Source organism: Kitasatospora sp. NPDC101176 (assembly GCF_044768035.1).
In the GTDB taxonomy this organism is placed as follows: Bacteria; Actinomycetota; Actinomycetes; order Streptomycetales; family Streptomycetaceae; genus Kitasatospora.
The window spans coordinates 238,523-252,189 of sequence record NZ_JBIWPA010000004.1; the positions used below are offsets into that span (position 1 = coordinate 238,523).

General features: G+C 76.5%; 6 protein-coding genes and 3 tRNA genes. 8 read left to right on the forward strand and 1 reads right to left on the reverse strand.

Annotated features, from left to right (window positions below; translation table 11 throughout):
• Positions 1 to 17: 17 nt before the first annotated feature.
• Both ACIRS1_RS08800 and ACIRS1_RS08805 read left to right on the forward strand, forming a co-directional pair.
• Positions 18 to 1,307, forward strand: a complete 1,290-nt coding sequence (locus tag ACIRS1_RS08800; protein ID WP_402838003.1) for a hypothetical protein — start codon at positions 18 to 20, stop codon at positions 1,305 to 1,307.
• A gap of 187 nt (positions 1,308 to 1,494) precedes the next feature.
• Complete coding sequence (locus ACIRS1_RS08805; RefSeq protein WP_402838005.1) at positions 1,495 to 3,156, forward strand: long-chain fatty acid--CoA ligase; 1,662 nt, start codon at positions 1,495 to 1,497, stop codon at positions 3,154 to 3,156.
• A 75-nt stretch (positions 3,157 to 3,231) separates the two neighbouring features.
• On the opposite strand, the gene ACIRS1_RS08810 is transcribed toward ACIRS1_RS08805, so the two are convergent.
• A complete protein-coding gene (locus ACIRS1_RS08810) occupies positions 3,232 to 6,765 on the reverse strand; it encodes a PAS domain-containing protein (RefSeq protein ID WP_402838007.1) in 3,534 nt (1,177 codons plus the stop codon).
• A 178-nt stretch (positions 6,766 to 6,943) separates the two neighbouring features.
• Between ACIRS1_RS08810 and ACIRS1_RS08815 the strand changes: the two genes are divergently transcribed.
• The 6 genes from ACIRS1_RS08815 (at position 6,944) to ACIRS1_RS08840 (ending at position 13,650) form a co-directional block, all read left to right on the forward strand.
• Positions 6,944 to 7,034: transfer RNA gene (locus ACIRS1_RS08815), tRNA-Ser, on the forward strand.
• 247 nt (positions 7,035 to 7,281) lie between these two features.
• A tRNA-Arg gene (locus ACIRS1_RS08820) sits at positions 7,282 to 7,357 on the forward strand.
• 32 nt (positions 7,358 to 7,389) lie between these two features.
• Positions 7,390 to 7,465 (forward strand) — tRNA-Arg (locus tag ACIRS1_RS08825).
• Between the two features lie 425 nt (positions 7,466 to 7,890).
• Complete coding sequence (locus ACIRS1_RS08830; protein ID WP_402838009.1) at positions 7,891 to 11,043, forward strand: Ig-like domain-containing protein; 3,153 nt, start codon at positions 7,891 to 7,893, stop codon at positions 11,041 to 11,043.
• 232 nt (positions 11,044 to 11,275) lie between these two features.
• Positions 11,276 to 12,568 carry an SPFH domain-containing protein gene (locus tag ACIRS1_RS08835; RefSeq protein WP_402838011.1) on the forward strand — a complete coding sequence of 431 codons (1,293 nt, stop codon included), beginning with the start codon at positions 11,276 to 11,278 and terminating at the stop codon, positions 12,566 to 12,568.
• Positions 12,565 to 13,650 carry a C40 family peptidase gene (locus tag ACIRS1_RS08840; protein ID WP_402838013.1) on the forward strand — a complete coding sequence of 362 codons (1,086 nt, stop codon included), beginning with the start codon at positions 12,565 to 12,567 and terminating at the stop codon, positions 13,648 to 13,650. The genes ACIRS1_RS08835 and ACIRS1_RS08840 overlap by 4 nt, the downstream gene beginning before the upstream one ends.
• Positions 13,651 to 13,667 lie beyond the last annotated feature (17 nt).

Below are 13,667 nucleotides of genomic sequence, written 5' to 3' on the forward strand. Positions count from 1 at the left end.
CGGAGGGGGGCGGCGGCATGCCGAACGGACAGGGACACGACGACGCGGGCGGCTACGGCGCCGCACCGCGGCAGAACCCGTACGCGCAGGGGCCGTACCCTCCGGACCTGTACCCGCAGAGCCCGTACGGCCGGGGCCCGGCCCCGCAGAACCCGTACGCCCGGCCCGTCCCGCCGCAGGCGCACCCGTACCCGGCGCCGCCCGGCGCCGCGCAGCCCCACCCGGCCGCCCCGCAGGCTCCGACCCCGCAGGCTCCGACCCCGCAGGCTCCGACCCCGCCGCCCGTGCCGGCCGGGGCGGAGGCCTTCCCCGGCCCCGGGCCGCGCCGCGGGCGGATCGCCGTCCTGCTCCAGTTCACCCTGCAGTGGATCTACGCCCCGCTCTGGATCGCCGCCCTGGTGGCCCTGTTCGCGCTCCTCCTCTGGTCCGGCAGCAGCGGCCCCTCCGGCCCCGACTCCGACGGCTGGCTGAAGGTCAACCGCACCTTCATCCCGCCGCGCCGCCTCAAGGCCGAGCTCACCGGCCGCCCGGAGGACTGGGAGCGGTACGTCGCCCCGATCCTGGCGCGCCGGATCGCCGCCGCCGAGGCCGAGCACGCGGCCGGCGGCGGCACGCCGCTGCCCGACCTCGGCCGCGCGGTGCACACCGAGTTCGCCGTCCGCCTCTACCGCGGCCTCGGCGCGGCCGGCCTGGTCCGCCTCGCCGAGCGCCACGGCTGGCACGGCGTACCGGTCCGCTCCGACCCGGGCCACGTCCGGCTCACCCGCCGCTTCCCCGCACCGACCGGCGTCCGTGCCCCGGCCCCGCACGACCCGCCCGCCGCCCCGGGCACCCCGTGGGGCCCGCAGCCGACCCGCTTCGCCCCGCTGCTGCCGGTGATGTTCCTCCTCCAGTTCGTCTACGTCCCCGTGCTGGGCGTGCTCAGCCTGCTCGCCTTCTGGGTGAAGCACCCCGAGCCCGACCACTGGGACCGCTGGGGCGCCCGCTGGGCGGTCGGTCCGCGCGCCTTCTGGCCCGAGTTCACCAACGGCCGGGCCGCCTGGGACCGCCACATCCGCCGCGTCCTGGACCGCGCCGTCCAGCGCGAACTCGCCCAGCCCGCCGAGTCCTACCGGGGCGTCACCGCCCCCGACGGCACCTTCCTGCGCCGCATCCGCGTCAACCGCGCCACCTACCGCGGCGCCGGCGCCCACCACGTCCTGCGCCTCGCCGCCGAGCAGGGCTGGACCCTCGACCCCACCTACCTCCCCGACCCCGCCAACTCCGTCCGCCTCTCCCGCCCCGACCACACCCGCCCCACCCCCTGACCCACGCCCGGTCACGGAGCGGGAGCGGATCGGGGGTGGGGGCGGGGCGGGGTCGTGATCCGTGCAACGGGGTCGGGATGCTGACAGGGGGCGGGCGGGGCGGCACAATCGGGCACGTCCGCGCGCATTACCGCCCGGTAGGTGCCCGCGGGCACAGCCGCCAGTGCCGCCAGGTCGAGGAGGACCCGTGTTCAGCACGATGCAGGACGTTCCGCTTACCGTCGCCCGGATTCTGGAGCACGGGTCCACCATCCACGGCCGGTCCACCGTCACGACCTGGGACGGCTCCGGGCCGGTCGTGCGCAGCTACGCGGAGGTCGGGGCGCGGGCCGCGCAGCTCGCCTGTGCGCTGCGGGACGAGCTGGGCGTGACCGGGGACGACCGGGTGGCGACCCTGATGTGGAACAACGCCGAACACCTGGAGGCGTACCTCGCCGTCCCGGCGATGGGCTCGGTGCTGCACACGCTCAACCTGCGGCTGCCCGCCAACCAGCTCTCGTTCATCGTCAACCACGCCGCCGACCGCGTGATCATCGTCAACGGCAGCGTGCTGCCGCTGCTCGCCGCGGTGCTGGGGGACCTCGCCCCGACGCTGCGGCACATCGTGGTGAGCGGCCCCGGCGACCGCTCGCTGCTGGCCGGCTTCGCGGGCACCGTGCACGACTACGAGGAGCTGATCGCGGACCGGCCCACCGCGTACCCGTGGCGCTCCGACGTCGACGAGCGGCAGGCCGCGGTGCTCTGCTACACCTCCGGCACCACCGGGGACCCGAAGGGCGTGCTCTACAGCCACCGCTCGGTCTACCTGCACTGCCTGCAGGTCAACACCGGCGACAACTTCGCGTTCACCCCGCGGGACACCGCGCTGCCGGTGGTCCCGATGTTCCACGTGAACGCCTGGGGCATCCCGCACGCCGCCTTCATGTCCGGCGCCAGCCTGCTGATGCCGGACCGCTTCCTCCAGCCGAAGCCGATGGCGGAGATGATCGCCGCCGTCCGGCCCACCGTCAGCGCCGCCGTCCCGACCATCTGGAGCGGCCTGCTGGACGAGCTCGACGCGGGGGACTACGACACCTCCAGCCTGCGCATGGTGGTCATCGGCGGCAGCGCCTGTCCGCCCTCGCTGATGGAGGGCTTCGAGGAGCGCCACGGCATCCGGGTGGTGCACGCCTGGGGCATGACCGAGACCTCGCCGCTCGGTTCGTTCGCCCAGCCGCCCGGCGGCCTGACCCCGGAGGAGGAGTGGCCGTACCGGGTCACCCAGGGCATCTTCCCGGCCTCCGTGGAGGCCCGGTTGATCGGCCCGGGCGGCGAGCGGATGCCGCACGACGGCGTGGCGGCGGGCGAGCTTGAGGTGCGCGGCCCCTGGATCGCGGGCGCCTACTACGGCGGCGCCGGGCAGGACCCGCTCCGCCCGGAGGACAAGTTCTCCGAGGACGGCTGGCTGCGCACCGGCGACGTGGGCACCATCACCGCGGACGGCTACCTGACGCTCACCGACCGGGCCAAGGACGTCATCAAGTCCGGCGGCGAGTGGATCTCGTCGGTGGAGCTGGAGAACGAGCTGATGGCCCACCCCGAGGTGGCCGAGGCCGCCGTGGTCGCCGTCCCGGACGAGAAGTGGGGCGAGCGCCCGCTGGCCACCGTGGTGCTGCGCCCGGGGGCCTCGGTGGGGCTGCCGGAGCTGCGGGCCTTCCTGGCCGGGCGGATCGCCTCCTGGCAGCTGCCGGAGCGCTGGTCGATCGTCGAGTCGGTGCCGAAGACCTCGGTGGGCAAGTTCGACAAGAAGGTGATCCGGGCCAGCTACGCGGCGGACGAGCTGGACGTCACGGTGCTCGGCAAGGAGTAGTCCGCGGGTCGCCCGCCGGCTGACGGAAGGGCCCGCCGCACCGGACTTCCGGTGCGGCGGGCCCTTCGAGCGTGCTCAGCCGGCCGCGGGGACGCCGGCCTCGCCCATCGCGCCGATCCGACCGAGCAGGTCGACGATCCGGGACTGGACGTCCGCGCTGGTCGAGCGCTCGGCGAGGAACAGCACCGTCTCGCCGGTGCGCAGCCGGGGCAGTTCGCGCGGGTCGAGGTCGACCGAGGTGTAGACGACCAGCGGGGTGCGGTGCAGCCGGTCGTTGGCGCGCAGCCAGTCGAGCAGGCCGACCCGGCGGCGGCGGATCTGGAACAGGTCCATCACCACCAGGTTGGGCTGCACACTGGCGGCCCGGGCGACGGCGTCGTTCTCGTCGGTGGCGTGCTCGACGTGCATGCCGCGCCGTTCCAGGCTGCTGATCATGGCGGCGGCGATGTCCGGATCGCCCTCGACCAGCAGGACGCGCGGGGCGTGGTGCTCGCCGTCGCGGGGCGCGAGGGCGCGCAGCAGGACGGCCGGGTCTGCGCCGTACGCGGAGTCCCGGGTGGCCTGGCCGAGGCCGGCGGTGACGAGCACCGGGACGCGGCTGTTGAGCGCGGCGGTGCGCAGCGACTGCAGCGCGGTGCGGGTGATCGGGCCGGTCAGCGGGTCGACGAAGAGCGCCGCGGGGAATCCGGTGGCCTGCGCGTCCACCTCCTCGCGGGAGCGGACGATCACCGGCTGGTAGCCGCGTTCCTGCAGGGCCTGCCGGGTGGCCGGGTCGGGCTCGGGCCAGACCAGCAGCCGGCGGCCGTCGCCGTCCTCCGGAGCGCCGGGCGCACCGAGAGCGCCGGGCGCACCGAGCGGAGCGGGAGCACCGGGCAGGGCGGGCGGACCGGCGGGCAGCGACGGCTGCTCCGGGACGGCCCGGTCGCCGCCGGCGGGCAGTGCGGCGGGCAGCGCGGCCATCGGACGGGGCGCCGTCCTGGCCTCGACGGGGACGGGCGGCTGCGGCACGAGGGTGGGCACCGGCGGGCCGGCGAGCGGACGCGGCGGGGCGAGCTCGGCGAGACCGCTGCCGACCGGCTGCGGGCCCGACTGCTCCTCGGCGGCGGGCAGCGCGGGGCGGGCGGGCTCCAAGGCGGCGGGGGCGCCCTGGACGGGCCGGTCCTCCTGGGGCGCGTGGGCGGGCGGTCCGGCCGGGGTCTCCGGGGCGGGCCCCGGCGGGACGGCGAGTCGGCGGCGGCGCCCGGTCGGCGCGGCGGCGGGTTCGGCCGCCACGGGCGCAGGCCCGGCCGGCAGCGCGTTCTCCAGGCCGGGGTAGACCGGGGTGTCGGCGAGCCCGGGCAGGGCCGGTCCGCCCGGGGCGTCCTCGGCGGCGGGCAGGGCGCGGCGCCGGCGGGGCTTGGCCGAGCCGTCGGACGCCGGGGCGCCGTCCGGGGCGGGGGTGCCGGCGGCGGGGGTGCCGTCGTCCGGGGCGGTGCCGGGGCCGAGGGCGAGCGGTTCGCGCCCGGCGGGGCGGTTCTGCCGGGGGCGTTCGCCCTCGACGGGTACGGCGTAGGCGGGGCCGGAGCGGCCGTCGTCCTTGCCCCAGGGGTCGCGCTGTGCGCCGTCCGGGCCGGCCAGGCCCTGGCGACCGTACGCGGGGTCGTTGCCGGTGCCGTTCCACTGCTCGGGGACGGCCCGTTCGATCCGGGCGGGGGCGTTCGGCCACTGGTCGGCGGGCGTGCCGGGGTCGGTCGGCGTGCCGGCGGCGGGGGCCTCGGGGGTCTCGGCGGCGGGCCGGCCGCGGCGGCCGCGCCGCTCGGTGGCGGGTTCCTCGGCGGGCCGCTCGGCGGCGGGGGTTTCGCGGCCGGGCTGCTCGACGCCCTCGCCGGAGCCCTCGGCGGCCTCGGCCGGACCGTCGCTGCTGGGCAGCTGCGGGATGCCGGGCAGCTCGGGCAGGACGGCGCTGTCGCTCTCCTTGGGCCGGTCGGAGCGGCCCTCGGCGCCCGCGCGCTCGGCGGCGGCCTTCGCGGCGGCCGGGTCCAGCGGCAGCTCGACGACGTAGGTGGTGCCGGCCTTGCCGGGCAGCTCGTGCGGCTGGAGCACGCCACCGTGGCGCTCGACCACCGCGCGGGCTATCGGCAGGTGCACGGGGCTGCCGCCGAGGCCGGGGCCGCGGATCTCGACCCGGGCGACCTCGCCGCGCTGGGCGGCGGCCAGGACGACGGTCGGCGGCTCGGGCGGCACCGGCACGGCCCCGCCGTTGGGGCCGGGCGCGGCCAGGCCGGGGGAGGGGGTGACGGGGGCGTCCAGGGCGAGGCCGATGCCGCTGACGTCGGCGACCAGGTGGGCGAGGGCCTGGGCGAGCCGGTGTTCGTCGGCGATCACCTCGACGGCGGCGGCGTGCACCGAGAAGCGCACCCGGCCGGGGCCGACCAGCCCGCCGGCCTCCTCGACGGCCCGCCGGACCACCTTGTCCAGGGCGACGGGCACCCGCTGCTCGGAGGGCCGGCGGCCGGCCTTGGCGTCCTTGGTGTCCTTGCCGTCGCGGCCGTCCGCGAGGCCGCTCTCGCCGGCCTCGGCCCGCTGGTGGGCGAGCACGCCGTCGATCAGCCGACCGAACCGGCGGCACTCGTCGGCGAGCCGGCGCAGCGTCCAGTTGGCCTCCGGCCAGAGCTGCCCGGCCGGGTCGGCGGCGAGGGTGTCCAGCCGCTCGTTCAGCGCGGTCAGCGCGCCGCCGAGTTCGCTCTCCAGGACGGCGGTGAGGTGGTCGTTGCGGGCGACCAGGGCGAGCTCGCGGCTGCGGTCGGTGAAGGTCATCACCGCGCCGACCAGCTGGTCGCCGTCCCGGACCGGGGCGGTGGTGAGGTCGACGGTGACCGGGCGGCCGTCCTTGCGCCAGAGCACGGTGCCGCGCACCCGGTGCTTGCGGCCGGAGGTCAGGGTGTCCAGCAGCGCGGACTCCTCCAGCGCGAGCGGGGTTCCGTCGGCCCGGGAGTGCTGGATCAGGGGGTGCAGCTCGCGGCCGCCCAGCTCGCTCGCCCGGTACTCCAGGATGTGCGCGGCGGCCGGGTTGACCAGCACGCAGCGGCCCTCGAGGTCGACCCCGAGGACGCCCTCGGCGGCGGCGCGCAGGATCATCTCGGTCTGCTTGTGCTGGCGGCGCAGCTCGGCCTCGACGCCGAGCCGGCCGGAGAGGTCGCGCACCAGCAGCAGGAGCAGGTCGGTCGCGGAGGAGGCGCGGGAGCGCTCGTCGCGGTACGGGTCGTAGGGGGCGAGCGCGTAGCCGCGGCCCTCGCTGACGCCGTCGTCGGGGAAGTCGTTGCCGGATACCTCGACGGGGAAGGTGGTGCCGTCGGTGCGGCGCGCGGTCATCCGGACCGGGCGGTCGGGCTCGTCGCCCTCGCGGGCGGCCGGACGCATCGAGCCGGGGATCCGGCTCGGGTCGAACTCGGGCAGGAGGTCCAGCACGCCCATGCCGACCAACGAGGTGCCGGGCGCCTGGAGCGCCTGGACGGCTGCGCTGTTGGCGTCCACCACCGTCCCGTTGCTGTTCACCAGCAGCAACGCGTCGGGCAGGGCGTCGAGTATGGCGGCGAGGCGAGCAGCGCCTCGGATCGGCCTGCTGCTCACGTCGACAGGTCTCCTCGGCTCAGGGCAGCTCCTCCGGAGACGGCAGTATCTCATTCTTCTTTGCGGTGGGGACGACCCGCCTAGTAACGTTGGCGGTGGTTGGTGCCGAACCCCGCGGTTGTGGCATCATCACAGGCACACGGAACGGGTCCGCTCAGGCGGGCTTGATCCTTGTGGAGGAGGCTTCGCCTAGTCCGGTCTATGGCGCCGCACTGCTAATGCGGTTTCGGGGTTATTCCTGATCGAGGGTTCAAATCCCTCAGCCTCCGCCGACCGGGAGCCCCGCCGACGATCTCGTCGGCGGGGCTCTTTCGCATGTCCGGACCCTCGTACGTCCGGCCGGACCCCTCGTACGTCCGGCCGGGTCCGGGCCGGTGCGGGCCGGGTGTGCGGTGCGGTCCGGGGCCGGTCCCGGCGGGGGCCGCCGGGGGGCCCGGATCAATCGATTTCGCCCCGCGTCGCAGGTCATGTAATGTTGTCCCCGCACCGCCCCGGTGGCACTGTTCACCAGGGCGAGCGCTCATAGCTCAACGGATAGAGCACTTGACTACGGATCAAGAGGTTGCAGGTTCGAATCCTGCTGAGCGCACCACAACTCCGCAAGATCGGGTTCGCCCGTTCCTTGCGCTCATAGCTCAACGGATAGAGCACTTGACTACGGATCAAGAGGTTGCAGGTTCGAATCCTGCTGAGCGCACCATCGAGAAGCCCCCGGCCGTCGGCCGGGGGCTTCTCCGTTTCCGGGGCGTTGTGGCCCCCGGTGGGCCGGGCGGGTGTGCGGTGCGGCCCCGTTCCGGCGGGTTCCCCGGGCGCCTGCCGTCGGTGACCGGGTCGGCGATCGCCCCTGATCGCCCCTGACCGCCGCGTGGCGCCCGACGCGCGCCGGGCCCTCCCCGGCTGCTTCCGGCGGGACCGCCCGGGTCGTTCCGTGCCGCCGTCCAGTGGATGAAATGGGGCTGTTTCGGGTACATCCCGTCCTGCCGCTCGGATGACCTCCAATCGGGTGGGATGGGGCCAAAAGCGCAGGTGTCGCAGTATGACTGGTCTGGGGTCGTGATTCCGTTTTGTCGGATCTTGTGCCCAGACTGCCCGGCACCCCGGCAGCCGATCGCGAAGGAGAGCCGGATGAGCCGACAGTTCCCCCGCACGGCCACCTCCCTGGCCCTCCTCGCGGCCGGACTGCTGACCGGCTGGAACGCCCCGTACTCGGTGGCCCAGCAGTCTCCTGACGCCTGGTCCGGGGAGCACCGGGCGCTGCTCCCCTCGGGGCTCTCCGTCCAGCTCGACTTCACAGCCTCGCCGGGCGTCTCGGCGACCGCCGAACCGGGCGAGCTCGGCGAGCGCGCCGGAGGGGGGCGGGCGGCCGGACTGTACGCGGACGGAACGCGCCCGGGCGACCCCGCCCAGACCTTCGCCGTCGCGGAGGACCGCCCGCAGACGGACGGTTCCTGGCGCACCGTCGGGACGCTGCAGCTGACGTTCTCCCGACCGGTCCGCAACCCCCGGCTGCACCTCAGCGGGCTGGCCGCCGTCGCCACCGGGAAGAACGGCACCACCAGCACCGCGGCCCGGCTGACCCTCACCGGCGGCTCGCCCGCCGCCCCCGCCCTGGTCAACCGCACCGACTGGCCCGGCTGGACGGTCGACGCCAACACGCTCGCCCCCGCCGCCGACGGCGGGTCCGACGGCAGCGGCGGCTCCGCGGCCGAAGGCAGCCTCGAACTGGCCGGCACCTTCCGCACCGCCCTCCTCCGGGTCGAACAGCGCTCCACCGCCCGGGGCGGCAGCACCACCGCCCCGCCCGTCCTGCGCCAGGCGTACACCGTCACCGTCGACGAGGACCTCGGCACCGCCCCGCAGGGCTACGGCAACGCCTCCCACGTGGTCTCCGACCTGTTCCTCGGGGCCGACGCCGCCAACCCCACCCGGCGGGCCCGCCCCGTCGCCCCCGCCCCGGCCGGGGCGGGCGACGAGCCGCTGGTGGAGCTCGACCACGGGGCGGCCCGGCGCAGCGTCTTCGCCAGCCCGCTGCCGCCCAAGCTCCAGCCCGGCCGCGGCGAGTACCAGGGCGCCGACCCGTCGATCAGCTTCCCGACCGACGCCGCGATCGGCCACTACTACCGGGTCACCGTCCCGGTGGCGGTGGACGACCAGCCCGCGACCCTGGCCGGCTGGATCGACTTCGACCGCAACGGCCGCTTCGATCCCGCCGAGCGGGTGCAGACCGAGGTCCCGGCTGGCGCCGACACCGCGACCCTGGAGTGGACGGTGCCCTCCGGCGCCGCCTCCGGCGACACCTGGGCCCGGCTGCGGATCGCCCGCGAGGCCAGCCAGCTCGTGCCCTCAGGGGGCTTCGCCGACTCCGGGCAGGTCTCCGACCAGCGGATCAGGCTCACCGTCGGCGCCGCCCGCCCGGAGATCGCCGAGCCCGTCGACGGCACCGCCCTCGCCGACGCCCGCCCGCAGATCCGCGGCGAGGGCGCGGTCGCCGGCGCCACCGTCGAGATCCGGGACGGCGACGCGGCCCTCTGCCGGGCCAGGGTCGAACGCGGCGGCGACTGGTCCTGCCGCCCCGGCACCGCGCTCGCCGCCGGGCCGCACACCCTCACCCCGGTCGAGACCACCAGCGGCGGCGTGGTGCTGCGCGGCGAGGCCGTCCGGGTCACCGTGAAGACGGCGCCGCCCGCCGCGCCCTCGCTCACCCTCCCGGAGTTCACCAACGACCCCGGGCTCCAGCTCACCGGCACCGGCGAGGCGGGCAGCACCGTCTCGGTCGCCGACCAGCGCGCCGAGCTGTGCAGCAGCGCGGTGCGGGCGGACGGCCAGTGGTCCTGCCTGCCGGTCGAGAACCTGGCGGACGGACGCCACCTGCTCACCCCTGTGGCGGTCGACGCCGCCGGGAACCGGACGGTCGGGCGGGCGGTCGCCCTGGTCGTCGACACCGTCCCGCCGGACCGGCCGGTGCTCACCTCGCCGGCCGCCGGGGAGACCGTGCGGGTCAGCCGGCCGAAGCTCGCCGGGCGGGCCGAACCCCGGGTGAACGTGCTGGTCACCGCACGGGCCGGGGGCGTGGCGTCCGACGAGCGGACGGTGCTGTGCGGCGCGACGGCGGCCCTCGACGGCAGCTGGACCTGCACGGCCAACCGGGATCTGACGGACGGGGAGCAGTGGCTGGTCGTCACGGCGACCGACCTCGCGGGGAACGGTGCGGCGGCGGAGCCGGTGCGGGTCCGCGTCGCGGCCGCGCCGCTGGCGCCGAGTCCGGTGGCGTCGGCGCCGGTGACACCCGGTTCGTCGGCGTCCGGGTCGGCGGCGTCGAGCCCGGCCGTGGCGCCTTCGGCGGCGTCGAGCCCGGCGGCGTCTGCGGCGGCTTCTGCTTCGGTGGCACCCAGCCCGCTGGCACCGAGCCCGGCGGTGCCCAGCCCGGCGCCGTCGAGCCCGACCGTGGCGACTCCGGCGGTGCCGAGCCCCGTCGCGTCCGTCCCGGCCCCGGCGAGTGCGGTGGCGGTGCCGAGCCCTGCCGGGGTGGTGCCGCCGGCTCCCTCGGGGAGTCCGACGGTGCCGAACCCCTCCGCGGCCCCGGCCGCTCCGGAGGTGTCCTCTGCTCCCTCCGGGCCCGGACCGGTGGTGACGGTGCCGGAGGTGATCGCGCCGCTGCCGGCCGGGCTGCTGCCGATCCTCGTCCCGCCGGCCGCGGTGGTGCCGCCGCAGCCGGCGGTGGCCGTGCCGGCCGTGCCGGTGCCCACGGGCCCGGTGGCCTCCGCGAGCCCCTCGGCCTCCGCCGCGGCGGCTGCGCCGACCGCTGCCGCCGCCCGGCCGTCCGCCTCCGGCCCGCCGAGGCCGGGCGCCGCCCCCACCCCGAGCGCCGTCCCGACTCCTGCTGCTGTCCCGGCCAGGAGCGCCGTTGCCACCCCGAACACCGTTGCCACCCCGAGCGCCGTTCAGCCCCCGAGCCCGACCCCGACCCAGCCCCCGTCCTCGCCTCCGGTACCGCTCTCGACGGCTACCGCGGCTGCGACCCCGAGCACGACCCCTGCGGTGCTCCCGACCCCGATGGCCGAACGGGACGCCTCCGTCCGCGCCGGTGGCCGCCCGCTGCCGGCGCCGCCGAGCGCGGAGCCCGTCGGGTCCGCCGCCGAGGCCTCGCAGGCGGCGGCCGAGCGGTCGGCGTCGAGCGGCTGGCGGGGTGGGCTCGCCGGGGGCCTGCTGGTGCTCACCGGCATCGGGCTGATCACCCGCCGGGTGTTCGCCCGGGGCCCCGGTGCCCGCAGACGCTGATCCGTCCACCGTCCCACTGACCGGCGCTGACCTGCGTCGATGCTCCTGACCATCCCGACCATCCGTTCATGTGCCTGCGCGTCAGGTCGGCTTCGGACGATACGTCAGCAAATGTCGACACACCTCACCTTAAATGTCGCATTTGATGACGTATGAACTTAGCCTGGCCCTGGCACTGCCCGTCAGATCCGGGCCGCCCGTTGCGCGACACACCGACCCCGAGGATCCGTGCATGGACGTCACCCGCGATTCTTCGCAGCGACCCGACACCCCGCCCGAGGCGCTCCCCCCGGCCCTGCCGGAACGTTCCGCCTCCGGCTCCAGCGCGCTCGTCAGAGCCACGGCCGCCAGGCCCTCCGGCGCCACCCGGGCGGCCGGGACGGCGGGCCCGGCCGACGGCGGTCCGGCGACCACCCCGCTGGCCGTCGTCCCCGGCCCGGCCGTCGGCCACCCCGCCGACCTGCGCGACCCGCTGGAATCGGCCGGCCCGGAGACCGTCGAGCTCCCGGAGGTCACCCCGGCCGGCGCCCCCGCGGCCGCCACCTCCCGGCGCCCCCCGCGGGCCGACCAGGCGCTGCGCGAGACCCCCGCCACCGCCCTGCCGGGCTGGTTCGCCCTGCTGGTGATGCTGGTCGGCACGATCGGCGTGGTGCTGGTGCTGCTGCGCGCCGGCGTCATCCCGCACTGGGACGTGCTGCCCGACCTGCGCAGCACCGCCGTACGGGCGAGCGGCCGGGCCGAGGCCGACCCCGCGTCGGTCGCCGCGGTCGGCGCCGCCGGTCTGCTGACGGTGCTCACGCTCGCCGGACTGCTGGCCAACGCCGGCGGTGAGACCCGGGTGCTGACCCGCTGGGGCCGTTACCGGGGCACCGTCCGCCGCACCGGCCTGGTCTGGGTCAACCCGCTGCTGCGCCGCCGCCGGGTGGACGTGCGGCTGCGGCACTGGCGCAGCGAACCGGCCAAGGTGGTCGACCGCACCGGGACCCCGATCGTCGTCCGGCTGCTGGTCGTCTGGCGGGTCAAGGACACCGCGCGGGCGCTGCTGGCGATCGACGACCACGAGGGCTACCTGCGCGAGCAGGTCCAGGCGGTGCTCACCCGCACCGCGTCCCTCCTGCCCTGCGACAGCAACGCGGCGCCCGGGCCGGCGCTGCGGGACGGGCAGTGGTTCGCCGACGAGCTCACCAGGGCGCTGGCCGCCGAGGTCGCTCCGGCGGGCCTGGAGGTCTACTCGGCGCAGCCGCTGGCGCTCGACTACGCGCCCGAGGTCGCCGAGTCGATGCGCCGGCGCCGGCTGGCCGACCTGGACGCGGGCCTGCGGACGGTGCTGGTGGACGACGCGGTGGAGGCCGCGGCGCTCGCCGTCCGTCGCCTGGAGCGCGCCACCGCGCACGAACTGGACGAGGCCGCCCGCAGCGCCCTGATGGAGCAACTGCTGGTCGCCTTCGTCGCCCCGGCCGGAGTGGCCGCCTCGGTACCGCCCCCGGCCGCCCGGGCCGGGCGGAAGGAAGGACGACCCGCATGAGGATAGCCACCGGCGCCTACGCCGATCCCGATCCCGGCCTCGACTTCGACGCCGCCTTCGCCTTCGACTTCGACGTCGAGTCCGGCCTCGACGCCGGGCCCGCGGCCGACCTCGACGCCGAGCCGGACCGCGGCCTGATCGGCTTCGAGGAGAGCACCGGAAGCATCCCCGCGATCGCCGGTTGCGGCTGCCCGAACTGCGCGGCGCGGCCGCGTACCGCCCGGACCGCGACGGCGGGCGGCGGCAGCCGAATACACCGGGCCGTCCGGACCACCTGCCTGGCCACCACCGTGCTGGCGGGCGCAGGAGTCGTCGGCCTGACGGCCGGTGCCGGCGCCGCACACGCGGCCCCCGGCAAGCAGGGCTGGGACGGGTCGAAGTACTGGTTCAGGAACAGCAGCGGCGAGTGGCGGTGGACCGGCCACTACGACGTCTACCTCAGCCGCACCGGCCGGTCCGGGGGGTCCGCCGGTACCGCCGGTACCGCCGGGACCGGTGGCTCCGCCGGCAAGACGGCCACGGCGTCCAAGGTCCCGGCCGCGTCCTCCGGGATCCGCCAGGGCTGGGACGGCTCGAAGTACTGGTTCAGGAACGGTGCCGGCGAGTGGCGGTGGACCAGCCACTACGACGTCTACCTCAGCCGCACCGGCCGGTCCGACGACGGTGAGGCGCCCTCCCGGCCCGCGGCCGCGTCCTCGACGGACGACGAACAGGGCTCCGGCAGTGTGGCGGCGGCCGTCGACTACGCGCTCGCCCAGCTGGGAAAGCCGTACGTGTGGGGCGGTGACGGGCCGTCCGGCTTCGACTGCTCCGGCCTGGTCCAGCAGGCCTTCCGCCGCAGCGGGATCAGCCTCCCGCGGGTGGCCGACGACCAGTACGCGGCCACCACGCCGATCAGTGCGGGCCAGCTGCGCCGCGGTGACCTGGTGTTCTGGTCGGACACCGGCCGGGCCTCGGGGATCCACCACGTGGGGATCTACCTGGGCGGCGGCACCTTCGTGGAGGCGCCCAGGCCGGGCCGCACCGTCCGGATCGCCGCCCTCGACCCGGGCTACTACCCGACCCACTTCGGGCGGCCGTAGCCGGCGGGCAGCAGCCG